The organism is Pseudomonas sp. R11F (assembly GCF_050312575.1).
Taxonomy (GTDB): Bacteria; Pseudomonadota; Gammaproteobacteria; order Pseudomonadales; family Pseudomonadaceae; genus Aquipseudomonas; species Aquipseudomonas palleroniana.
The window spans coordinates 93,934-115,029 of sequence record NZ_JBNPJU010000077.1; the positions used below are offsets into that span (position 1 = coordinate 93,934).

Annotated in this window: 18 protein-coding genes; 10 read left to right on the forward strand and 8 right to left on the reverse strand. The window is 61.7% G+C overall.

Features of this window, described 5'->3' with window-relative positions:
- Nucleotides 1-44: 44 nt before the first annotated feature.
- The 5 genes from yghU to ACQRBV_RS24810 form a co-directional block, all read right to left on the reverse strand.
- Complete coding sequence (gene yghU, locus ACQRBV_RS24790) at nucleotides 45-872, reverse strand: glutathione-dependent disulfide-bond oxidoreductase (RefSeq protein WP_104993330.1); 828 nt, start codon at nucleotides 870-872, stop codon at nucleotides 45-47.
- Between the two features lie 44 nt (nucleotides 873-916).
- The gene (locus ACQRBV_RS24795) at nucleotides 917-2,017 is read right to left on the reverse strand and encodes an agmatine deiminase family protein (RefSeq protein ID WP_411984639.1); all 1,101 of its coding nucleotides are present in this window, start codon (nucleotides 2,015-2,017) and stop codon (nucleotides 917-919) included.
- A 357-nt stretch (nucleotides 2,018-2,374) separates the two neighbouring features.
- Nucleotides 2,375-3,454: an extracellular solute-binding protein gene (locus tag ACQRBV_RS24800; protein ID WP_060755407.1), complete on the reverse strand. Its 1,080-nt coding sequence runs from the start codon at nucleotides 3,452-3,454 to the stop codon at nucleotides 2,375-2,377.
- The gene (gene aguB, locus ACQRBV_RS24805) at nucleotides 3,451-4,332 is read right to left on the reverse strand and encodes an N-carbamoylputrescine amidase (RefSeq protein ID WP_411984640.1); all 882 of its coding nucleotides are present in this window, start codon (nucleotides 4,330-4,332) and stop codon (nucleotides 3,451-3,453) included. The genes ACQRBV_RS24800 and aguB overlap by 4 nt, the downstream gene beginning before the upstream one ends.
- On the reverse strand, nucleotides 4,329-5,378 hold the full coding sequence (locus tag ACQRBV_RS24810) for an agmatine deiminase family protein (RefSeq protein ID WP_411984641.1): 1,050 nt from the start codon (nucleotides 5,376-5,378) through the stop codon (nucleotides 4,329-4,331). Before ACQRBV_RS24810 ends, aguB begins: the two co-directional genes overlap by 4 nt.
- Before the next feature lie 134 nt (nucleotides 5,379-5,512).
- Between ACQRBV_RS24810 and ACQRBV_RS24815 the strand changes: the two genes are divergently transcribed.
- From ACQRBV_RS24815 to ACQRBV_RS24825, 3 genes are read left to right on the forward strand one after another with little or no spacing between them, the layout of a single operon-like run.
- Nucleotides 5,513-6,379 carry a LysR substrate-binding domain-containing protein gene (locus ACQRBV_RS24815; protein ID WP_090371850.1) on the forward strand — a complete coding sequence of 289 codons (867 nt, stop codon included), beginning with the start codon at nucleotides 5,513-5,515 and terminating at the stop codon, nucleotides 6,377-6,379.
- Nucleotides 6,376-6,909: a G/U mismatch-specific DNA glycosylase gene (gene mug, locus ACQRBV_RS24820; RefSeq protein ID WP_411984642.1), complete on the forward strand. Its 534-nt coding sequence runs from the start codon at nucleotides 6,376-6,378 to the stop codon at nucleotides 6,907-6,909. Before ACQRBV_RS24815 ends, mug begins: the two co-directional genes overlap by 4 nt.
- A gap of 29 nt (nucleotides 6,910-6,938) precedes the next feature.
- Entirely contained in the window at nucleotides 6,939-7,541 is a 603-nt protein-coding gene (locus ACQRBV_RS24825) for a glutathione S-transferase family protein (RefSeq protein ID WP_090371855.1), read from the forward strand.
- Nucleotides 7,542-7,543: 2 nt separating this feature from the next.
- Here ACQRBV_RS24825 and ACQRBV_RS24830 read toward each other — a convergent pair whose 3' ends face one another.
- Nucleotides 7,544-8,584, reverse strand: coding sequence for a GGDEF domain-containing protein (locus ACQRBV_RS24830; protein ID WP_411984643.1), 1,041 nt, complete (start codon nucleotides 8,582-8,584; stop codon nucleotides 7,544-7,546).
- A gap of 3 nt (nucleotides 8,585-8,587) precedes the next feature.
- A complete protein-coding gene (locus ACQRBV_RS24835; protein WP_411984644.1) occupies nucleotides 8,588-9,439 on the reverse strand; it encodes a hypothetical protein in 852 nt (283 codons plus the stop codon).
- A 336-nt stretch (nucleotides 9,440-9,775) separates the two neighbouring features.
- Here ACQRBV_RS24835 and ACQRBV_RS24840 point away from each other — a divergent pair, with 336 nt between their 5' ends.
- From ACQRBV_RS24840 to ACQRBV_RS24850, 3 genes are all read left to right on the forward strand, one after another.
- Nucleotides 9,776-10,651, forward strand: a complete 876-nt coding sequence (locus tag ACQRBV_RS24840; protein WP_090371861.1) for a bestrophin family protein — start codon at nucleotides 9,776-9,778, stop codon at nucleotides 10,649-10,651.
- A 114-nt stretch (nucleotides 10,652-10,765) separates the two neighbouring features.
- Complete coding sequence (locus tag ACQRBV_RS24845) at nucleotides 10,766-13,174, forward strand: glucose/quinate/shikimate family membrane-bound PQQ-dependent dehydrogenase (protein ID WP_411984645.1); 2,409 nt, start codon at nucleotides 10,766-10,768, stop codon at nucleotides 13,172-13,174.
- 56 nt (nucleotides 13,175-13,230) lie between these two features.
- The gene (locus ACQRBV_RS24850) at nucleotides 13,231-14,496 is read left to right on the forward strand and encodes a carbohydrate porin (protein WP_411984646.1); all 1,266 of its coding nucleotides are present in this window, start codon (nucleotides 13,231-13,233) and stop codon (nucleotides 14,494-14,496) included.
- Here ACQRBV_RS24850 and ACQRBV_RS24855 read toward each other — a convergent pair.
- Nucleotides 14,493-15,668 carry a XylR family transcriptional regulator gene (locus tag ACQRBV_RS24855; protein ID WP_060755418.1) on the reverse strand — a complete coding sequence of 392 codons (1,176 nt, stop codon included), beginning with the start codon at nucleotides 15,666-15,668 and terminating at the stop codon, nucleotides 14,493-14,495. The two genes, ACQRBV_RS24850 and ACQRBV_RS24855, sit on opposite strands and share 4 nt — an antisense overlap.
- Before the next feature lie 139 nt (nucleotides 15,669-15,807).
- On the opposite strand from ACQRBV_RS24855, the gene xylA reads away from it, so the two are divergent.
- The 4 genes from xylA (at nucleotide 15,808) to ACQRBV_RS24875 (ending at nucleotide 21,053) form a co-directional block, all read left to right on the forward strand.
- The gene (gene xylA, locus ACQRBV_RS24860; protein ID WP_411984647.1) at nucleotides 15,808-17,124 is read left to right on the forward strand and encodes a xylose isomerase; all 1,317 of its coding nucleotides are present in this window, start codon (nucleotides 15,808-15,810) and stop codon (nucleotides 17,122-17,124) included.
- A 240-nt stretch (nucleotides 17,125-17,364) separates the two neighbouring features.
- Nucleotides 17,365-18,366 carry a D-xylose ABC transporter substrate-binding protein gene (gene xylF / locus ACQRBV_RS24865; RefSeq protein WP_104993322.1) on the forward strand — a complete coding sequence of 334 codons (1,002 nt, stop codon included), beginning with the start codon at nucleotides 17,365-17,367 and terminating at the stop codon, nucleotides 18,364-18,366.
- The gene (gene xylG, locus ACQRBV_RS24870) at nucleotides 18,363-19,916 is read left to right on the forward strand and encodes a D-xylose ABC transporter ATP-binding protein (RefSeq protein WP_411984648.1); all 1,554 of its coding nucleotides are present in this window, start codon (nucleotides 18,363-18,365) and stop codon (nucleotides 19,914-19,916) included. The genes xylF and xylG overlap by 4 nt, the downstream gene beginning before the upstream one ends.
- The gene (locus ACQRBV_RS24875; RefSeq protein ID WP_090371873.1) at nucleotides 19,917-21,053 is read left to right on the forward strand and encodes a sugar ABC transporter permease; all 1,137 of its coding nucleotides are present in this window, start codon (nucleotides 19,917-19,919) and stop codon (nucleotides 21,051-21,053) included. It begins immediately after the preceding gene.
- Nucleotides 21,054-21,096: the final 43 nt, after the last annotated feature.

Below are 21,096 nucleotides of genomic sequence, written 5' to 3' on the forward strand. Positions count from 1 at the left end.
AGGAGGTTTGAATTCGCGCAGATTAGCAGTTCATATCCGACAGATCAGTCAAGATCACTCGCCGCATGCCGTTCAAGCACACCCTCATCGGCCGAAGTCCGATTCACCCGCCGCCCACGCTGCACCGCCGGCCGTGCCTCGATCGCCTCGGCCCAGCGCAGCACATGCTTGTACTCATGCACCGACAAAAACTGCGCCGCGCCATATAGACGCCCTTTCACCAACCCGCCGTACCAGGGCCAGATCGCAATATCGGCAATGGTGTACTCATCCCCGGCAATGTATTGGCTCACCGCCAAACGCTGGTCCAATACATCGAGCTGGCGCTTGGTCTCCATGGCAAAGCGGTTAATGGGGTATTCCATCTTGCTCGGCGCATACGCATAAAAATGCCCAAAACCACCGCCCAGATAGGGTGCGCTGCCCATCTGCCAGAACAACCACGACAAACACTCGGCATGCGCGGCCGGCTCGGTCGGCAAGAACGCCCCAAACTTCTGCGCCAGGTACTGCAGGATCGCCCCCGACTCAAACACCCGAATCGGCGTATCACCGCTGTGGTCCATCAAGGCCGGGATCTTGGAGTTCGGGTTGACCGCCACAAAGCCGCTGCCGAACTGATCGCCGTCGCCGATCTTGATCAGCCAGGCGTCGTATTCCGCGCCTGTGTGCCCCAGGGCCAACAGTTCTTCGAGCAGGATGGTGACCTTCTGCCCGTTCGGCGTGGCCAGGGAATACAACTGCAACGGATGCTTGCCGACCGGCAGCGCTTTCTCGTGAGTCGCGCCGGCAATCGGCCGGTTGATACTGGCGAAGGTGCCACCACTTTCGCTGTCCCAGGTCCATACTTCAGGCGGTACGTAATCGGTCATGCTGAGTGCTCCAGAGGCGCTTTCGATCAACGAAGCGCTCCAGACTAAACCAAAGGTTGATGGTTGGTCACGCAGTGGATGCCACCCCCGCCCGCCGCGATCGCGTCGATATTGAGCTGCACCACGGTGCGCTTCGGATACAGACGCGACAACAGCTCCAAGGCCCTGCGATCCGCTACCGGGTCGCCAAATTCAGGCGCAATCACCGCGCCATTGATCACGAAATAATTGATGTAACCGGCCGCGAAGTCGGCGTTGCCTCGGCTGAATTTGCTTTTACGCGGGTTCAGCGGCGGCGACACGGTGTGTACCTGCAACGGGCGGCCATCGGCGTCGGTGGCGCTGTTGAGAATTGCCAGGTGCGCCAGGGTGACCTTGTGATCGTAGGACTCAGGGTCGGTGTCGAGGTTGGCGAGCACCACGCCGGGCGACACGAAGCGTGCATAGAAGTCGACGTGAGCGTCGGTGATGTCCTTGCCCTTGATGCCCGGCAACCAGATGATCTTGCGCAGGCCCAGCCGCTCCTTGAGTTCGGCTTCGACATCAGCCTTGCTCCAATCGGGGTTACGGTTACGATTGATCCAACTGCTCTCGGTCATGATTGCAGTGCCCAGGCCATCCACCTCGATCCCACCACCCTCACCCACCAGCTCGCTGCGGATATGGCGGGCAGCGGTGACTTCGGCAACCTGCCCGGCCAGCATGGCGTCTTCGGCGTGCTGTTGCTTGTTGCCCCAGCCGTTGAAGTTGAAGTCCACCGCGCCCTGGCCACCCGCACCGTCGACGACGAAATTGGCACCGGTGTCGCGCATCCAGATATCGTCCAACTCGGTTTCCACAAAGGTGATGTTGCGCGTGCCACAGTGCTGCTCGGCCAGCCCGCGCTCGTCTTCACGGCAAAACACCGTGACCGGCTCGTACACGGCAATCGCCCGGGCAATACGGCCCAGCGCCGCTTGCACGTCGGCGGTGAAGTCTTCCCAGATCGCATCCTGGGCGCCAAAGGCGATAAACGCCTGGCGATGCGTTTCACCCTCGTCGGGCATATAGAACTGGCCCTTTACGGCGGCGCTTACATAAGGGGTGAGCAACGTCATGGCACAGACCACGCTGGCTTGTTTGAGGAAGGTTCGACGGGTTGGCATATCAGTCTCTGAGTACGGCGTTGAATTGACGGGGCTTTGTAGTGAGCGGGCTTGCCCCGCGCTGGGGGCGCAGCCGCCCTGAAACCAGACACCTCGGTCTTCCTGAAACACCGTGGCGTCCTTAAATGGGGGCGGCTTCGCCACCCAGCGCGGGGCAAGCCCTAATGCCTGTCAGTTAAGGCTTAACGCGGTCATTGTGGGAGGGGCGGTGCGACGATTCGACTTGCTCCCGATGGACTGCGTAGCAGGCCCATTTTTGAGGCCGCTGCGCGGCCTATCGGGAGCAAGCCCCCTCCCACAGGTTATCCATCGTCTGCTCTATCGCTTAACTGACAGGCATTAGGGCAAGCCCGCTCACTACAAGGGGGTTGTTTTGAATTTAGTCCATATGCGCATGCGGGCGCGCATGTCGGCCTGGGGGATATCCTTGCCGGCAATCAGCCGTTCAAAGGTGGGCGCATCCGGGTAGAGGTCGGGGTTGTCGCGCATGCGCGCTTCCACCGCCGGCCGCGCCTTGGCGTTGGCCGTGGGGTAGCCGGTGAAGTTGCTGATGGCGGCCATGTTCTCGGGGCGCATCACGAAATTGATGAACGCGTAGGCATATTCCGGGTGTTTCGCGTCGACGGGAATGGCCATCGTGTCCATCCACACCGTGGTGCCCTCGCGAGGGATGTGATAACCGAAAGTCACCGGTTTGCCGGCGGCATCGGCGGCACGCTGGGCCTGGGTCATGTCGCCGCTGTAGCCGAGGGACAGGCACAGGTCGCCGTTGACCAGGTCGGTCACCGGCTGCGACTGGAACTTGCGGATGTACGGCCGCAGCTTCAGCAGCAGCGCGCTGGCGGCGGCCAGGTCCTCGCGCTTGGCGCTGCGCGGGTCGCGGCCCAGGTAGTTGAGCACCACGGCCAGCACTTCGTCCGGCGAGTCGATCAACGAAATGCCGCAGTCGGCGAATTTGGCCGCCAGTTCCGGCTTGAACAGCAGGTCAAGACTGTTGACCGGCGCATTCGCCAAGCGCTGTTCGATCTTCTGCGCGTTATAGGTCAGGCCGATGGTGCCCCAGGTGTAGGGCACCGTGGCTTTGTTCGAGGTGACGTAGCGGCTGCGCAGCTGTTGCAAACCCGGCTCGATATCGTTCAGCGCAGTGAGCCTGGCGGGGTCCAGCGGCTGCAGGCTGCCGGCGCGCATCAGGCGCTCGGCCACCGTGTCGCCCGGGAAGATCAGGTCGTAGCCGCTGCCGCCGGCCATCAACTTGGCTTCCAGGGTCTCGCTGCCGTCCATGACGTCGTAGATCACCTGGATACCGGTTTCAGCGGTGAATCGGGACAAGGTGTCGGCCGCGAAGTAATCGGCCCAGTTGTACAGCTTCAGGGTTTTGTCGTCCGCCGAGGCGCAGGCGGCGCTGAGCATCAGCGTACCTATCAGCAGTCGTTTCATGATGGGCGACCGTCCAGCGTCAGCAGTGCGCCGTACATGTCCGGACGGCGATCACGGAAGATGCCCCATGTCAGGCGCTCTTCGCGCATCGCCGCAAGGTCCAGGCTGTGGACCCAGACACCCGTCGAGTCGCGGTCAGCCTCGGCCAACAATGCGCCTTTATGGTCACAGATAAACGAGGAACCGTAGAAGTCCATTTGCAGCGCGCTATCGGTGGTTGCGACTTCGCGGCCGACACGGTTGGCCGCCACCACCGGCAGCAGGTTCGCCGCCGCGTGGCCGCGCATGGTCATCTGCCAATGGTCGCGGGAGTCGAGCGTCGCGCAGCCGGGTTCCGAGCCAATGGCAGTGGGAAACAGCAGCACTTCGGCGCCCTGCAAAGCCAGGCAGCGTGCAGTTTCAGGGAACCACTGATCCCAGCAGATACCGATACCCAGGCGCCCGAACGCTGTGTCCCAGACGCGAAAGCCTGTGTAGCCGGGGCTGAAGTACTCCTTCTCCTGATAGCCGATGGCGTTGGGGATATGGGTCTTGCGGTACACCCCCAGCAGTTGCCCATCGGCGTCGGCCACGCTCAGGGAGTTGAAGAAGGCATTGCCGGCTTTTTCAAACCAGCTCAGCGGCAGCACCACCCCCAACTCCCTGGCCAAGGCGGCGAAGCGTTTGAGCACCTGGCTGTGCGCGTACTCCTCGGCCAGCGCCAAGTGCCTGGGGTGCTGCTCGATGCAGAAGTAAGGCGTGGCGAACAGTTCCTGCAACAAAATCACCTGGGCGCCCTGGGCTGCGGCAGCGCGCACCCACTGCTCGGCGCGATCAAGGTTACCGGGCAAGTCCCAGGTGCACGGCATTTGCGTCGTCGCGATCGTCAGCAGGCTCATCGCATGGCTCCTGCAGGCTGTTGCTGGGTGATGCAATGCACGCCGCCGCCGCCATGGGCCAACTGGTTGATCTGCACCGGGACGATTTCCCGACCAGGGAACGCCTGGGCCAGCACCTCGGCGGCAGCCTGGTCGGCGGCAATGCCATAGGCCGGCATGATGACCGCGCCGTTGGCGATATAGAAGTTGGTGTAGGAGGCACAGAACACCTCGGCCTCGCTATCGACGGCCTCGCTCGCTTCGTACAACTCAAGCATTTCAAAGCGGCGTCCGTTGGCGTCCGTAGCCAACGCCAGGGCGCGACGATTTTCGCGCACCACCTCGGCGTAGACCGAACCTTGGTCGTGGGTCGCATCCACCAACAGCACACCGGGGCGCGCGAAGGCACACACGCCGTCGACGTGGCCATCGGTCATGTCGCCGGTGACGTAATCCGGGTCACCAGGCAGCCAGACGGTTTTGCGGATGCCCAACAGGCGCGCAAAGATGTCCTCGATATCGGCCTTGGTCATGCCGGGGTTGCGGTTGGGGTTGAGCAGTACCGACTCGGTGGTGATCAAGGTGCCCTCGCCGTCGACATGGATTGCCCCGCCCTCATTGCTCAAAGGCGTGCCGAAGCACTCCAGGCCCAGGTGATTGAGCACCCGTCGCGCCAGGCTTTCGTCCAAGTCATGCGCCGACTTGCCGCCCCAGGCATTGAAGCGCCAACTCACCCCGGCCAAGCCCTGTTGCGGGTGGCAGATGAAGGTCGGGCCGGAGTCGCGACACCAACTGTCGTTGACCGCCTGCGCAATCAGCTCGACCCCTGGCCCGCACAGCGCTCGCGCACGGGCCAGGGCCGACGGGTCCACGATCATCTTCACCGGTTCGAACCGCGCGATGGCATTGGCCACCCTGGCGAAGTCCTCCTGCACCCCGGGCAAGGTGACGCCCCAGGTGGTTTCCCAGAGCGATTGGTTATGGGGCCAGACCATCCAGGTCGCCGCATGTCGGGTCCACTCCGCGGGCATCCACCAACCCCTGCTTGAATGTTCATTGCGCTGCATGACAAGTACCTTTGAGTTAAGTCATTGTGTTCAGTGAAAACTGCCCACGGAGTGCTGGCATGCATGCTACGTTGGCGCTATTGACCAAACAAACGATGGATTTTGTAGAAAACTGATTAGAGGAACTTATCAGCATGCTCAATCACTGGCCGCCCCTCGGCACCCTGCGCGGCTTTGAAGCCGCCGCCCGGCTGGGCAGCTTTCACAAGGCCGCCGAGGAACTGCACCTGACCCAATCGGCGATCAGCCAACAGATCCGCAGCCTGGAGGCGTACCTGGAACAGCCGCTGTTCTTTCGCAGCGGTCGTAGCGTGAGCCTGACCGATGCCGGCCACGACTTCCTCAGCACCACCCAGGCGTTGTTGCAGCAACTGGCGGTGGGCGTGCGCCGGCTGGGGCAGTACCGCAAACCGAATCAACTGGTGCTCAACACCACGCCGACCTTTGCCCGGCATTGGCTGCTACCGCGACTTGCGGATTTCCGCCTTCAGCACCCGCAGGTCGACCTGTGGATCTTCAGCACCGACGAAGTCCCCGACATGGCCAGCCAGACCATCGACCTGGCGGTGCGCGACGACATCAGTTCCCAGGCCGAATGCAGCTTCAAGGTCTTGCATGCCGACCGACTGTTTCCGGCGTGCCACCCCAAGGTATTGCAACTGCCCATCGACCAGCGCACCACCTTGCACGGCGAACGGGAAATGGACTGGAGCCATTGGGCGGTGGAAGCCGGGATCGACGTGGGGCAGCAAGCTCAGGGGCTGAATTTTTCCGACCCTGGCCTGTTGCTGGACGCGGTGTGTACCGGATTGGGCATTGGCCTGGTCAGCCAGTTGCTCAGTCGCAAGGCGCGGGCGGACGGTTTGCTGTCGCCCCTGGTGGAAGCCACGATCCGCGGCCCCAGTTGGGCGCTGCTGACCCATCGTGACAGCGAGCACGACCCCATGGCGCGTCATTTCACCGCGTGGTTGCTGACCCATTTGCAGGTAGACCCGACATGAACGAGCGGCTTGAAGACATCCTCGCCGAGCACCTGAGCGTGGTGTTCTGCGGTATCAACCCCGGCAAGGGCTCCGCCGCCATCGGCCAGCACTTTGCCAATCGCAGCAACCGCTTCTGGCGCACGCTGCACCTGGCGGGTTTTACGCCCCATGAGATTCGCCCCGAGGACGGCCCCACGTTGTTGCAATACCACTGCGGCCTGACCACGCTGGTGGAGCGGCCCACCGCCAGCGCGGGGGAATTGGCCCGGCATGAATTCCAGCAGGCGGCGACAGCGTTCGAACAGAAAATCCGCCGCTGTCGGCCGCGCTACCTGGCGTTTCTCGGCAAGACAGGTTATAGCGCACTGTCAGGCCAGCGCACGCTCGCCTGGGGGTTGCAGCCACAACCCTTCGCCGAGGCCTCGGTGTGGGTACTGCCCAACCCCAGTGGGCGCAACCTGGCATTCAGCCTGGAACAATTGGTGCAGGCCTACCAGCCGCTGCGTGAAGCGATTGCGCGCGCCGAGCCGATGCCCTTACTCTCTTGAGCCCGATACCCGCAAGCAATGGAGGCTTCATGAAACTGATCGGCATGCTGGACTCGCCCTACGTACGCCGCGTGGCCATATCCCTGGACCTGTACGGGGTGGACTTCACCCATGAAGCACTCTCGGTGTTCAGCACTTACACCGAATTCGCCCAGATCAACCCGGTGGTCAAGGCGCCCACCCTGGTGCTGGACGATGGCACGGTACTCATGGATTCGAGCCTGATCCTGGACTATCTGGAAACCCTGGCCCCGGCTGACAAAAAGCTGCTGCCCCCCTCGCCCGCCGCACGTGCGCGCGATCTGCAACTGCTCGGGCTGGCGCTGGCCGCCTGTGAGAAAAGCGTGCAGATCGTGTATGAGCACAACCTGCGCCCCGCCGAGAAGCAACACGCCCCCTGGCTCGACCGGGTCAGCGGGCAATTGCTGGCCGCCTTTGGCTTGCTCGACAAACACTTGGGCCAGGCCGCCGGTAACGCGATCTCCCAGGCATCCCTGACGGCGGCAGTGGCCTGGTCTTTCAGCCAATTCACCGTGCCCTCGGTGGTGAAAGCCGACGCATTTGCCAACCTGCAACGCCACGCCGAGCAGTTGGAACAGCATCCAGCCTTCAAACGCTACCCGATCGAGTAAATTCACAGCATCGTCGCACCACACGGTGCGGCGACCAGCTCGCCCTCCAGATAGACGCGATCCTTGCCATTACGCTTGGCGCTGTACAAATTCCTGTCGGCACTCTTGAGCACCACCGACAGCTCCGCCCCCGCTGAAAACCGCGCCATGCCCGCACTGCAAGTGTAGTTGTGCGGCGCGGCGACACTGCGCCGGATCGCTTGCAACAGGTCCAGGGCAAAGTCGCAGGCCAGCGCCGAGTCATCGCCCAGCCACAGCACGCCGAACTCCTCGCCGCCGATCCGGCCGAAACTGTGGCTGCCCTGGGCATTTCTCAGGCAGGTGGCCATGGCACACAGGATCTTGTCGCCGACATCGTGGCCGTAAAGGTCATTCTTGGATTTGAAACTGTCGATATCCAGCATCAGGAAGTAGCCGCTTTGCCCCTCGGCGATCAGGTTGTCGAAGCATTGCATGAACGCGCGGCGGTTGAGGATGGAGGTCAGATAGTCGGTCTCCGCCATCACGCGGAACTCACTTTCCACCAGCAGTACCGAACGCAAGGTCTTCAAATAGGAAAAGCTCAAGACAAAGCCGATCGACACCGACGACAGGCAAAACATCCACAGGTAGGTCTGCGTTTGAGCGTAGTTATCGGTCTGCATCAACGGCCACAGGATCAGCCACACCAATGCCGTGCAGACCAGATAGTCGCGAACACTGATAAACAGGATGGCGCTGCTGATGACCAGTGTGACCGCCAGCGGCAGCACAAAAATACGCAACGCTTCCTGAGCCTCGATGACATAGGCAAAACCTGCCGACAGCACCACCACGTAGACAATGCCCAGCGCCCGCCACAGGTGAAAGTTCGCGACCACATAATGAAGCCGGCACACCACCAGCAGGCAGATACTGATCAACAAGGTGATACCGTCGAACTCAATGCCCGGATGAATCAGCAACTGGCCCACCCAGGCCACAATCCCTATCCCTTCGGCCCAGGTGACCGCCGGCGAGAGCAACCGGCGCATTCTGGGTCTCAACTTCAAGTGAGCAGGCATCTTTTAGGCTCCCATCTCAACGGCATGCACGCTCACCGCAAATGAAAACGCCATAAACCGCCGGACCAGGCTGGCAAATCGCGGCAGCACTTCCAATCGGGTCTTGGAGTGGACTTTGAAGTAGCCCTTTTCGACCCCCTCCTGAACCACTCGGATGACGTGGGTTTTCGATACTGAAAGTTGTTTGGCCAAGGCCAGGTAGGAAGACGAACGAAAGCGCGCCCGTTGATTGTCCGGCGCAAACGCATCGTTGTAGATGGCGAGCATCAACATATGCCCGGCATCTCGCTTGACCAGCCAGTAACACTCGGGCAGCAACACATCGACGGTCAGGTCGGCGGCCAGGATGACACCAAAGCCTTTGAAATAGGTCGCCAGGAACTGCTGGTCATCCAGCGCCTGCATCTGCCGCAAGGTGGCGCGATCCGGGCACATCTGGGTCAATGAGTGGGTAATCGACGCCAGCATCAAGCGCACTTCGCGACAGGCTTCCTCCGAGGGTGAATACACTCGGAAACGGCTGTCTTCCGGGTGTGGCGCGACTTCCATGAAACCCAGGGCGCGGAGTAACGAAAAGATCGACTCCAGGCTGTTTCGCGAGCAGTACCCGCGCGCCACACAAAAGGTTTTGACCTCGGACAGTAACGGCGTCGGCTTGCGGAAGTACTCACTCAACAGCGCAAACGACACCATCAAACGGCTGTATTTGAGTGCGCTCTTGTAGAAGAACGGCCGTCTTGAATAGGGGCCCAACTGCACCGTGTAGTGGGCCCGGATGGAACGTTCAAAATCCACATGGCGTTCGAGCTCCTGCGCCGTGTGACATATAGCCAACTTCAACGAACTGACGTGCATGAATGAGCCCTGACCAACCAACTGTCTTCCACTGATCTCGGCCACAGAAGTTTCCGTGACCCGGTCCCACAACAAATCACGTCGCAAAACTTCAGGTAATGGCGCTTTGCCTGATGGCGCAATGTACAGCGATTGGTCGACCACACATCATCAATACCAAAGTTGTTCCAAGGCGCTGATTGCGCACAATCCAGAGAACTCTTGTGACACTTCCCCCGTATTTACGCCTTGCACTTATTGAATAACTCCATTCACGCATTGGTCAGCGAACCTTTCCCAGACTGCGCACGTCCGAATCAGAGCACTGTTACCAACCGTTCCCTGCGAGGTCTTGATTTGAAAGCCGCGATCCTCAAGAAATACCGTTTGATCATCAAAACCATGGGTTATGTGGGCTGGTCGCTGTTCTGGCTGCTGTTGTGGGATATCGCCGTCACGGTGGATTTCATGCTGTTTCTCAATGCCAAGATCAACCTGCCGCTGATGCCCCTGACACTGCTGGGTTCGGCCCTGGTGGTATTGATCAGCTTTCGTAACAGCAGCGCCTATAACCGTTGGTGGGAAGCGCGCACGCTGTGGGGGGCGATGGTCAACAACTCGCGCAGCTACGCTCGCCAGGTGTTGACCTTGCTCGATGATGTCCAGGGAGAGGTGAACCCGATCAAATCAACCCTGTTGCGTCGCCACGTCGCCTACGTGAACTGCCTGGCGGCGCACCTCAGGGGCCGCCCCTGCCCTGATGAGGTGCGTGCGTTTATTCCCGCGGACGAGTTCGCGCGCAACGGCGCAACGAATAATTTTGCCAATGACCTGCTCACCGGTTCGGCGACCTTGCTGGCCCGGGAATACCAGGCCGGGCGTCTGGACAGCATTCGCCTGGCGCGGTTGGAGTCGACGCTGGTGGATTTATCCAACAGCCAGGGCGGCATGGAGCGGATTGCAAATACGCCGCTGCCCTACCCTTACGTGTATTTCCCCCGGTTGTTCATTTCGCTGTTTTGCCTGATCGTGCCGGTGGGCCTGGTGGAATCCCTGGGCTGGTTTACCCCGCTGGCCTCAACGGTGGTGGGCTTCATGCTGCTGGCGATCGAACGCATCGGCACCGACCTGCAAAGCCCGTTTCGCTCCAGCGAACACCAGATACAGATGGAAAACATCTGCGAGACCATCGAGAAGAACCTGCAATCCATGCAGCGGGATGCCCTGGCGTGACGCCGGGCATCATCGCCGAGCCGGTAACAGACTATTACCGAGCATAATGTACTAACTGGTTACTTATATTGCTAAAATCGCGCCTCTGCCTCTCACCTTCGAGCATTTATCGATATGAAACGAGCATCGCGCGCCACTGGCGCCTCTAGATTTCTCCTGCTGGGCCTGGGCGTCATCATCGCCCTGCTCGGCGTGGCGCTGGCCGTGGGCGGCGCCAAACTGGTGAGCCTTGGCGGCTCCTGGTACTTCCTGATCGGCGGTCTGGCGATGGCGGTGTCGGGGCTGTTGATTGCCCAGCGCAAACCGGCGGGCGCCTGGTTGTTCGCGACGTTCCTGGTAGGGACCGCCGTGTGGGCGATTGCGGATGTGGGCCTGGTGTTCTGGCCGATGTTCTCGCGACTGTTCATGTTCGCGGTGATCGGCGTGGTCGTGGCGCTGGTGTACCCGCTGCTGGTCAACCGGCCGGCACGGGGCGCCTATGCGATTGCCGCCGTGCTGGCGGTGGGCGTGGCGGTTGCGGCAGGCAATATGTTTGTCGCCCACCCAAGCGTAGCGTCGACCGGTCAAGGCCCTGGCATCACGCCGGTCGCTGCGGCCGACGCGCAAAAAGACTGGGCTCACTACGGCAATACCGAAGGCGGCAGCCGCTTTGCCGCGCTGGACCAGATCAACCGCGACACCGTCAATAAGCTCAAGGTGGCCTGGACCTACCACACCGGCGACGTGGCGATCAGCGACGGCAACGGTGCCGAAGACCAACTGACACCGTTGCAGATCGGCAATAAGGTGTTTATCTGCACCCCCCACAACAACCTGATTGCGCTGGATGCCGACACCGGCAAAGAGCTGTGGAAGAACGAGATCAACGCCAAGTCGGCGGTGTGGCAGCGCTGCCGTGGCATGGCGTATTTCGACGCAACCGCGCCGATTGCCCAACCGACGCAGCCCAACAGCTCGCCGATCCTCGCCGCCAGCGTACCGGCCGATGCGCAATGCCAGCGTCGCCTGCTGACCAACACCATTGATGCGCGCCTGATCGCCGTGGATGCCGACACCGGTAAATTCTGCGAAGACTTCGGCACCCATGGCCAGGTGGACTTGAAAGCCGGGCTGGGCGATGTACCGGACAGCTACTACCAATTGTCCTCGGCGCCCTTGATGGCCGGCACCACCGTGGTGGTCGGCGGGCGCGTGGCGGATAACGTGCAGACCGACATGCCCGGCGGCGTGATCCGGGGCTTCGACGTGATCAGCGGCAAAATGCGCTGGGCCTTCGACCCGGGCAACCCCGAAGACAAGCAAGCTCCTGCAGCCGGCAGCACGTATGTGCGCAGTACGCCGAACAGCTGGGCACCGATGTCCTATGACCCATTGATGAACACTGTGTTCTTGCCAATGGGCAGTTCCTCCACCGATATCTATGGCGTGGAACGCACCCAGCTCAACCATAAATACGGCGCCTCGGTGTTGGCGCTGGATGCCTCCACCGGCAGCGAAAAATGGGTCTACCAGACCGTCCACAACGACCTGTGGGACTTCGACCTGCCGATGCAGCCGAGCCTGATCGACTTCACCCCGCCGGGTAGCGACAAAGCCGTGCCCGCGGTGGTGATCGGCACCAAGGCCGGGCAGATCTATGTGCTCGACCGCGCCACCGGCAAGCCGCTGACCGACGTCAAGGAAGTGCCCGTCAAGGCGGCGAACATCCCCAACGAGCCTTACTCGCTGACCCAGCCCAAATCGGTGGGTATGCCGCAGATCGGCGCGCAAACCCTGACCGAGGCGGACATGTGGGGTGCCACGCCGTACGATCAGTTGCTGTGCCGCATCGACTTCAAGGGCATGCGCTACGACGGCCTGTACACCGCGCCGGGCACCGATAAATCGCTGAGTTTCCCAGGTTCCCTGGGCGGCATGAACTGGGGCAGTATTTCCACCGACCCGGTGCACGGCTTTATCTTCGTCAACGACATGCGCCTGGGCCTGTGGATCCAGATGATCCCGTCGCAGAACAAGGCCCAGGCCTCGTCCGGCGGTGAAGCACTCAACACCGGCATGGGCGCGGTACCGCTCAAGGGCACGCCGTACGCGGTGAACAAAAACCGCTTCCTGTCGGTGGCCGGCATTCCGTGCCAGGCGCCGCCGTTCGGCACCCTGACCGCGATCGACATGAAGACCCAGAAAGTCGCCTGGCAAGTACCGGTCGGCACCGTGGAAGACACCGGCCCGCTGGGTATCCGCATGCACCTGCCGATCAAGATCGGCCTGCCGACCCTTGGCGGTACGCTGTCGACCCAGGGCGGCCTGATCTTTATCGCCGGCACCCAGGACTTCTACCTGCGCGCTTTCAACAGCGGCAATGGTGAAGAAATCTGGAAAGCCCGCCTGCCCGTCGGCAGCCAGGGTGGCCCGATGACCTACGTCTCGCCGAAAACCGGCAAGCAGTACGTGGTCATCACCGCAGGTGGCGCACGCCAGTCCACCGACCGTGGCGACTACGTGATCGCCTACGCCCTGCCCTGACAACCCTCTGTCTGCGCGGTGCTTCGGCACCGCGCCTTCTATTTGGAAGAACCTGCATGCTCCCCGTTTCTCCTACGTCCATTGGGCGCCTGTTGCTGGGCCTGGCCTTTGGCGCCGCGCTGCCCGCACAAGCCGACGACACCACCTTGACCGGCGACTGGGGCGGCCTGCGCCGCGAACTCGACGAACAAGGCATTCGCTTCACCGGCGACTACAGCGGCGAGACCGCCTACAACGCCGACGGCGGCCAACACCGTGCGGCACGCTACTCGCAGAACATCAAGCTCGGCGTGCAGTTCGACCTGGGCAAGCTCTACGGCTTCAACCATGGCGACCGCATCCAGGTCACGATCAATGACCGTCGCGGCAACAGCGCCTCCGAGGATCTGGTGGGTAACCGCCTGCCGATCCAGGAAAACTACGGCGGCCTCTACACCCGCCTCACCGAACTGAGCTACGAACGCACGCTGTTCACCCCGGCGCTTAACATCAAGCTGGGCTACATGGCCATGGGCAATGACCTCGGCGGCCTGGACAGCGGCATCCTGTGCAACTTCATGAACGCCGGTTTCTGCGGGCATCCGCTGAACATGTCCGGCGGCAGCGGCTGGACCAACTACCCGAATGCGCGCCTGGGTGCCCGCGTGAAATACGATTTTTCACCGTCCTGGCAACTGCGCGTCGCAGCCTTCAACGTCGACCCCGAGAGCAACGGTAACTCCAGCCGTGCCTGGCGCCTGGACCCGAAACACACCACCGGCACCGTGGTGCCGATCGAACTGGTGTACAAACACGCAGGCCCGCTGCCCGGTGAGTACAAGCTGGGTTATTACTACGACAGCTCCAACGTCAAACGCATCGGCAGCAATAAAGAGGTCAACGGGCGTGGCGGCCATTACCTGCTGATCGACCAGGCGGTGTGGGCCTCCGAGGCCTCCGCCGGGCGCACGCTGCATGCTTTCGGCCAGTACTCGGCAGCCAGTGAAGCGGCGTCGCCGTTCAGCAAGTGGTACGGCGCAGGGTTGGTGCTGTACAAGCCCTTCGAAGGTCGGCCACGCGATACCGTCGCCCTGGGTTACGGCCGTGCGGTGCCGAACCCTCGCAGCCGTGACGTACAGGAACTGGCGGCCTTCAAGGCGGGGACCGAGTATCCCGACCTGAACAATGCCGAGCAGTTGATCGAACTCAGCTATGGCTACCAGGCCACGCCCTGGCTGACCCTGCGCCCGGATGTGCAATACATCATCGAGCCGGGCGCGTTTTCGGGTGAAAACATCGATAACGCGCTGGTCGTGGGGTTGCAGGTCAAAGCCGTGTTCTAGGCCGCGCCCTGCTGATATTCGCGTGGCGTGCAGCCGAACTCCCGGCGAAACACCGTGTGCAGGTACTGCGCCGATTTGAAGCCGCAGCGTGCGGCAACCTCGGCAATCGCCACGCGGTGGTTCTCCAGGCCCTTGGCGGCGGCCGCCAGTTTGAAGCGCAGGATCTCGTCGTGCACGCTGCAGCCACGTTCCTTGCGAAAGTGCGACTCCAGGGATGAGCGTGATACGCCCACATAGGCCGCCACCTGGGCGGTCTTGATACCCTGGCATGCGTATTGGCGGATAAACAGCAACGCCTGCATCACGTAGGGGTTGCCCAAGGGTTGGTGCAGGCTGGAGGCTTGCACGTTGATCGCCTCCGGCGGCACCAGGATCTGCGTACCGGCGCAGGGTTTGCCGTGCAGCATCTGGTGCAACAGGGCGGCGGCGGTACGGCCCATGGTCTCGGTGCCCTGGATCACCGAACTCAGCGGCACCCGCGTGAGGGTGCGGGTCAGCGGGTCGTTGTCGATGCCGATCAACGCCACTTCTTCCGGCACGGCGATCCCGGCCGTCAGGCAGGCTTGCAGCAGTTGCCTGGCACGGGCGTCGGTGACGGCGATGATGCCGATGGGTTTGGGCAGGCTTTCCAGCCAGGCAATCTGCTGCTCCACCGCGCTGTCCCACAGCGGTGCGCTGGTGCCCAGGCCGCGATAGATCTCCACCGGCACACCATCACGCGTCAGCAGGCTGCGAAAGGCCTTTTCGCGCTCCTGCGCCCAGCGGTTGGCCTGGGCCGGCGGCAAGCTGAAACAGGCAAACCGGGTCAACCCCGCCTCGATCAAATGTTCATACGCCAGCTTCATCAGGCCATGATTGTCGGTGGCCACATAGGGAATGCCCTTGGGGTAGGCACGCACATCCTCGTAGGAGCCGCCCACCGCCACCACCGGCAAGCGGCTCCCGGCCAGCGCTTCGCCGATCAGCGGGTCGTCGAAATCCGCAATGATGCCGTCGCCCTGCCAATGCTCGATGCCTTTGAGGCGGCACAGAAAGTCTTCCTCCAGAAACAGATCCCACGATGCACGGGTACTGCTCAGGTAGTTACCGATGCCGGCGATGATGCCGCGATCGTAGATTTTGCTGCCGTTGAACAACAGGGCGATACGGTGAACGGGCGGTAGGGTTTTCATTGTTTTTGTCCTGAGGCCAGTCGCCACAGACTAAACCCCGCCACTCAAAATCGCACCCTCCCTTGGTGATTTTCATAATCGGCGGGCCCAACGCCGTTGCTAGTATCCAGACACCGCCAAGAACAATAAGGAAAACGCCATGCAGTATTTCCCTGGTGTCGAGAAGGTCCGCTTCGAAGGCCCCGACAGCGACGCGCCCCTCGCCTTCCGCCACTATGACGCCAACAAACTGATCCTCGGCAAACCCATGCGCGAGCACTTGCGCATGGCCGTTTGTTATTGGCACACCTTTGTGTGGCCGGGCTCGGACGTGTTCGGCCAGGGCACCTTCAAGCGGCCCTGGCAGCGCAACGGCGAGCCGATGGAGCTGGCGATCGGCAAGGCGCAGGCCGCCTTTGAGTTCTTCTCCAAACTGGGCATCGATTACTACAGCTTTCACGATACGGACGTCGCCCCCGAAGGCAGCTCGCTCAAGGAGTATCGCCATAACTTTGCGCAGATGGTCGATCACCTGGAGCGCCACCAGGAACAGTCCGGCATCCAGCTGTTATGGGGTACCGCCAACTGCTTCAGCAACCCGCGTTTTGCCGCCGGCGCCGCCAGCAACCCGGACCCGGAGGTGTTTGCCTATGCGGCCGCCCAGGTGTGCAGTGCGATGAACGCCACCTTACGGCTCAAGGGCTCCAACTACGTGCTGTGGGGCGGCCGCGAGGGCTATGAAACACTGCTCAATACCGACCTCAAGCGCGAGCGCGAGCAGCTCGGCCGGTTTATGCGCATGGTGGTGGAGCACAAGTACAAGATCGGCTTCAAGGGCGACCTGCTGATCGAGCCCAAGCCCCAGGAGCCGACCAAGCACCAGTACGATTACGACAGCGCCACGGTGTTCGGCTTCCTGCATGAGTACGGCCTGGAACAGGAGATCAAGGTGAACATCGAGGCCAACCACGCGACCCTGGCCGGGCACAGTTTTCAGCATGAGATTGCCACCGCCGTGTCCCTTGGCATTTTCGGCAGCATTGATGCCAACCGTGGCGACCCGCAGAACGGCTGGGACACCGACCAGTTCCCCAACAGCGTCGAGGAAATGACCCTCGCCACTTATGAAATCCTCAAGGCCGGCGGTTTCAAGAATGGCGGCTACAATTTCGACTCCAAGGTCCGTCGCCAAAGCCTGGACGAAGTCGACCTGTTCCACGGGCACGTGGCCGCCATGGATGTCTTGGCCCTGGCATTGGAGCGCGCAGCCGCCATGGTGCAGAACGACCGCTTGCAACAATTCAAGGACAAGCGTTATGCCGGTTGGCGGCAGCCGCTGGGCCAGGCCGTATTGGCCGGCGAGTACAGCCTGGAGTCCCTGGCCGAGCACGCATTTGCCAATGAGCTGAACCCGCAGGCTGTGAGCGGGCGACAGGAGATGCTCGAAGGTGTCGTGAACCGCTTTATCTACGGCTGATTGTAGTGAGCGGGCAAGCCCTAATGCCAGTCAGTTAAGGCTTAACGCGGTCATTGTGGGAGGGGGCTTGCTCCCGATAAGCCGCGCAGCGGCCTCAAAAATGGGCCTGCTACGCAGTCCATCGGGAGCATGCCCCCTCCCACAGGTTATCCATCGTCTGCTCTATCGCTTAACTGACAGGCATTAGGGCTTGCCCGCTCACTACAGAGTCTTATTACAACAATAAAAGGACGCACCACCATGAAGTCATTCAAACGCACCTTCCTTGCCTCGGCCCTGGCCTTGCTCGCCCTGCCGGTGATGGCTGATTCCGCTCACCCGAAAATCGGCTTTTCCATCGACGACCTGCGCCTGGAACGCTGGTCCCGCGACCGCGACTACTTTGTGGCGGCAGCCGAAAAGCTCGATGCCAAAGTGTTTGTACAGTCGGCCGACGCCAACGAGCAGAAGCAGATTTCCCAGATCGAAAACCTGATCTCCCGTGGTGTCGATGTGATCGTCATCGTGCCGTTCAACGCGACCGTACTCACCAACGCCGTCGCCGAAGCCAAGAAGGCCGGGATCAAGGTGGTGTCCTATGATCGCCTGATCCTCAATGCCGATATCGACGCGTACATCTCCTTCGATAACGAAAAAGTCGGCGAGATGCAGGCCGGCGGCGTGCTGCAAGCGGCGCCCAAGGGCAATTACTTCCTGCTCGGCGGCGCCCCCACCGACAACAACGCCAAGGTGCTGCGCGAAGGCCAGATGAAGGTGCTGCAACCGGCCATCGACAAGGGCGACATCAAGATTGTCGGCCAGCAGTGGGTCAAGGAATGGAACCCTACCGAGGCCCTCAGCATCGTCGAAAACGCCCTGACGCGTAACGACAACAAGATCGACGCCATCGTCGCTTCCAACGACGCCACCGCCGGCGGTGCGATCCAGGCCCTGGCCGCACAGAAGCTGGCCGGCAAGGTGCCGATCTCGGGGCAGGATGCTGACCTGGCCGCCGTGAAGCGCGTGCTCGACGGCACCCAGACCATGACCGTGTACAAGCCGCTCAAGCTGATCGCCACCGAGGCGGCCAAGCTCTCGGTACAACTGGCGCGCAATGAAAAACCTAGCTACAGCTCGCAATACGACAACGGCAGCAAAAAGGTCGACACCATCCTGCTCACGCCCACCCCGCTGACCAAGGCCAATATCGATCTGCTGGAGAAGGACGGGTTCTATACCAAGGCACAGATTGCCGGGCAATGATGGTCATGTCCGACTACCTGTTGCAAATGCGCGGCATCGTCAAAACCTTTGGCGGTGTGCCCGCCCTGAACGGTATCGATATCAACGTGCGGCCGGGGGAATGTGTCGGCCTGTGCGGTGAGAACGGCGCCGGTAAATCCACCTTGATGAAGGTGCTGTCGGCGGTCTATCCGCACGGCACCTGGGACGGTGAAATCCTCTGGGATGGGCAACCGCTCAAGGCCCAGTCCATCAGCGAAACCGAGGCCGCCGGCATCGTCATCATTCACCAGGAGTTGACCCTGGTGCCTGACCTGTCGGTGGCCGAAAACATCTTCATGGGCCACGAGCTGACCTTGCCCGGCGGGCGCATGAACTACCCGGCCATGCTCCACCGCGCCGAAGCCTTGATGCGCGAGCTCAAGGTGCCGGACATGAACGTGGCGTTGCCGGTGTCGCAATACGGCGGCGGTTACCAGCAACTGGTGGAAATTGCCAAGGCCCTGAACAAACAGGCACGTCTGTTGATCCTCGATGAGCCCTCCTCGGCCCTGACCCGGTCGGAAATCGAGGTGCTGCTGGATATCATCCGAGACCTCAAGGCCAAGGGCGTGGCCTGCGTGTACATCTCCCACAAGCTCGATGAAGTGGCAGCGGTGTGCGACACCATTGCCGTGATCCGCGACGGCAAACACATCGCGACCACCGCCATGGCCGACATGGATATCCCGCGGATCATCACCCAGATGGTCGGCCGCGAGATGAACAACCTCTACCCCACCGAACCCCACGCGGTGGGCGAAGTGATTTTCGAAGCACGCAACGTCACCTGTTATGACGTCGACAACCCCAAGCGCAAACGCGTTGACGATATTTCCTTTGTGCTCAGGCGCGGGGAAATCCTCGGCATCGCCGGGCTGGTGGGCGCCGGGCGCACGGAACTGGTATCGGCGCTGTTCGGCGCCTACCCCGGCCGCTACAGCGGCGAAGTATGGCTGGACGGCGTGCCGGTCGACACGCGCACGCCGCTCAAGTCGATCCGCGCGGGGCTGTGCATGGTGCCCGAAGACCGTAAGCGCCAAGGCATCATTCCGGATTTCGGGGTGGGCCAGAACATCACCCTGACCGTGCTGGAAACCTACTCATACCTGACGCGCATCGATGCCGAAGCCGAGTTGGGCAGCATCGAGCAACAGATCGCCCGCCTGCACCTCAAGACGGCCAGCCCGTCGCTGTCGATCACCAGCCTGTCCGGTGGCAATCAGCAAAAAGCCGTGCTGGCGAAGATGTTGATGGCCAAGCCCAAGGTGCTGATCCTCGATGAGCCCACACGCGGCGTGGACGTGGGCGCCAAGTACGAGATCTACAAATTGATGGGCGCACTGGCGGCCGAAGGCGTGTCGATCATCATGGTTTCCTCGGAACTGGCCGAAGTGCTGGGCGTGTCCAACCGCGTGCTGGTGATCGGCGACGGGCAACTGCGTGGCGACTTTATCAATGAAGACCTCACCCAGGAACAGGTGCTCGCCGCCGCGCTCAGCCAAAACCATCATGATCGGAAGACCGCGTAGATGAATCAGGTCAAACACCTTTTTACCCGCTACAAAATGCTGGCCCTGGTCATCGCCGTGGCGTTTATCTGGCTGTTTTTCAGCTGGCAGACCGAAGGCGGCTTCGTGACGCCGCGCAACCTGTCCAACCTGCTGCGGCAGATGTCGATCACCGGAATCCTGGCCTGCGGCATGGTGCTGGTGATCATCAGCGGCGAGATCGATTTGTCGGTGGGCTCATTGCTCGGGCTGCTGGGCGGGCTCGCGGCGATCCTGGACGTGGTGTACCACATTCCGCTGCTGGCCAACCTGAGCCTGGTGGCCTTGTGCGGGCTGATGATCGGCTTGGCCAACGGCTACATGACGGCTTACCTGCGTATCCCGTCGTTTATCGTAGGTTTGGGCGGGATGCTGGCGTTTCGCGGGATTCTGCTGGGGATCACCGGCGGTACCACCATCGCACCGGTATCGCCGTCACTGGTGTACGTGGGCCAGGGCTATTTACCGCATACGGTAGGAGTCGGCCTGGGCGTGCTGCTGTTTGCGCTGACCGTGTTCCTCACCTGGAAGCAGCGGCGCAACCGCGCCTTGCATGGCCTGGCGGCGCACTCGCGGGTGCGTGATGGGTTGCGCGTGGGGGTGATCGGCGTGGTGCTGGCCGGGTTCGTCACCACCCTCAACAGCTACGACGGCATCCCGGTGCCGGTGCTGTTATTGCTGGTGCTGCTCGGCGTGTTCAGCTACGTCACCAGCCAGACCGTGTTCGGTCGTCGCGTCTACGCGGTGGGCAGCAACATGGAAGCCACGCGCCTGTCGGGTATCAACGTACAGGCGGTGAAGCTATGGATCTTCGGCATCATGGGCGTGATGTGCGCCCTCGCCGGCCTGGTCAACACCGCCCGCCTCGCGGCCGGTTCGCCGTCGGCGGGCAACATGGGCGAACTCGACGCCATTGCTGCGTGCTTTATCGGTGGCACGTCCATGCGCGGCGGTTCGGGCACGGTGTATGGCGCGTTGCTCGGGGCGTTGGTGATTACCAGCCTGGACAACGGTATGTCGATGCTGGATGTGGACAGTTACTGGCAGATGATTGTGAAGGGCAGCATTCTGGTGCTGGCGGTGTGGGTGGATGTAAGTACGCGGGCTGGGCGGCGCTGAACCCGCCCTGATCATTCCCACGGGATGTGGGAATGATCAGGGC

Coding starts and splice junctions, on each gene's coding strand:
- yghU (WP_104993330.1), bottom strand. CDS start 872: ATGACCGATTACGTACCGCCTGAAGTATGGACCTGGGACAGCGAAAGT.
- ACQRBV_RS24795 (WP_411984639.1), bottom strand. CDS start 2,017: ATGCCAACCCGTCGAACCTTCCTCAAACAAGCCAGCGTGGTCTGTGCC.
- ACQRBV_RS24800 (WP_060755407.1), bottom strand. CDS start 3,454: ATGAAACGACTGCTGATAGGTACGCTGATGCTCAGCGCCGCCTGCGCC.
- aguB (WP_411984640.1), bottom strand. CDS start 4,332: ATGAGCCTGCTGACGATCGCGACGACGCAAATGCCGTGCACCTGGGAC.
- ACQRBV_RS24810 (WP_411984641.1), bottom strand. CDS start 5,378: ATGCAGCGCAATGAACATTCAAGCAGGGGTTGGTGGATGCCCGCGGAG.
- ACQRBV_RS24815 (WP_090371850.1), top strand. CDS start 5,513: ATGCTCAATCACTGGCCGCCCCTCGGCACCCTGCGCGGCTTTGAAGCC.
- mug (WP_411984642.1), top strand. CDS start 6,376: ATGAACGAGCGGCTTGAAGACATCCTCGCCGAGCACCTGAGCGTGGTG.
- ACQRBV_RS24825 (WP_090371855.1), top strand. CDS start 6,939: ATGAAACTGATCGGCATGCTGGACTCGCCCTACGTACGCCGCGTGGCC.
- ACQRBV_RS24830 (WP_411984643.1), bottom strand. CDS start 8,584: ATGCCTGCTCACTTGAAGTTGAGACCCAGAATGCGCCGGTTGCTCTCG.
- ACQRBV_RS24835 (WP_411984644.1), bottom strand. CDS start 9,439: ATGCACGTCAGTTCGTTGAAGTTGGCTATATGTCACACGGCGCAGGAG.
- ACQRBV_RS24845 (WP_411984645.1), top strand. CDS start 10,766: ATGAAACGAGCATCGCGCGCCACTGGCGCCTCTAGATTTCTCCTGCTG.
- ACQRBV_RS24850 (WP_411984646.1), top strand. CDS start 13,231: ATGCTCCCCGTTTCTCCTACGTCCATTGGGCGCCTGTTGCTGGGCCTG.
- ACQRBV_RS24855 (WP_060755418.1), bottom strand. CDS start 15,668: ATGAAAACCCTACCGCCCGTTCACCGTATCGCCCTGTTGTTCAACGGC.
- xylA (WP_411984647.1), top strand. CDS start 15,808: ATGCAGTATTTCCCTGGTGTCGAGAAGGTCCGCTTCGAAGGCCCCGAC.
- xylF (WP_104993322.1), top strand. CDS start 17,365: ATGAAGTCATTCAAACGCACCTTCCTTGCCTCGGCCCTGGCCTTGCTC.
- xylG (WP_411984648.1), top strand. CDS start 18,363: ATGATGGTCATGTCCGACTACCTGTTGCAAATGCGCGGCATCGTCAAA.
- ACQRBV_RS24875 (WP_090371873.1), top strand. CDS start 19,917: ATGAATCAGGTCAAACACCTTTTTACCCGCTACAAAATGCTGGCCCTG.